Annotated in this window: 1 protein-coding gene and 1 pseudogene; both read right to left on the bottom strand. The window is 69.1% G+C overall.

Translation table 11 applies throughout. The features are described from left to right. A partial coding sequence (locus tag LQV45_RS35200) for a metallophosphoesterase (RefSeq protein ID WP_230012665.1) occupies positions 1-686 on the bottom strand: 686 nt, incomplete at its 3' end. Positions 687-689: 3 nt separating this feature from the next. Next, positions 690-1,051, bottom strand: a pseudogene (locus tag LQV45_RS35205) (penicillin-binding protein); the annotation flags it as partial.

Raw genomic sequence — 1,051 nt, forward strand, 5'->3', positions numbered from 1 at the left:
AGGACGCGCTGGTAGGGTGCGTGCGCGACGGCGATGCGCAGGTGCGGGTCGGCGTCCCGGCCCTTGGTCCCGCGCGGCCAGCCCGCGTACCGTTCGAGGCGCAGGGGCGGGTCGTCGACGCCGGAGAAAGCGAAGCGCATGCCCTTGAGCACCACCGACTGGCAGCGGTTGGTCAGGTCCACCCAGCCGGACATGCCGAACTCGGCACGCAGCCGGGGCCAGTCGAGCCTTTCCGGGCGTTTGCGCTCGCCCGAGGGCCCGAGCAAATATGACGCCGGGGTCTTCAGGCTCGGGCCGAAGTAGTCGTTCGAGCCGGGGACAAACACGCCGGGAAATTCCAGCAGGGGCCGCAGGGCCGCCACGAGGGGGTCCACGCCCTTGGCATGGCTGAGGTTGTCGCCCGTGTTCACCACGAGGTCCGGCTGCAATTGCGCCAGGGAGGACAGCCACTGCGCCTTCCGGTGCTGGCCCGGAACGAAGTGGATATCGGACAGGTGCAGTATCCGGAACGGGCCGAACCCGGCCGGCAGGATGGGGAGGGTTTCCTCCCTGATCACAAACTGGTTCTTCTCCCACAGCCCGTAGCCGGTAGCGGCCGCCCCCGCCGCCGTCCCGATCGCGGCGGTCACGGCAAAGCCGCGTCCGATGCTTCGAACGCGGCTCGCCAGATCATTGCCCAGGGTCATCGGCTACTTCTTGCCGGAGGACTTCGTGGGTGCCGGTGTCGGGTCGGCGGACGGTTGCGTGGCCGGCTCGGTGCTCTTGGCGGTCGGAATGGAGGTCCGCGGCGTTGAGATCGGGTCCGGGACCGGGGCGGGGGAGTACAGCATGTCCGACGGCGGGGCCGGGAACGGATCGGTGCCGTAGGCCGGTGCCACCTGGGCCATGTAGTTCGAGAACTGCGGCCCGGCGATCATGTAACCGTCGATGCCCTTGTAGAAGTTGCCGTTGATCGTGACGTTCTGCCCGGCGCGCTGCTGGTTGCCCAGGGGATCGCCAAACCACGTGGCCGTCGCCAGGCCGCTGGTGTAGCCCGCCACCCAGGTGGAGC

It is taken from the genome of Microbacterium sp. Bi128, from assembly GCF_918698205.1.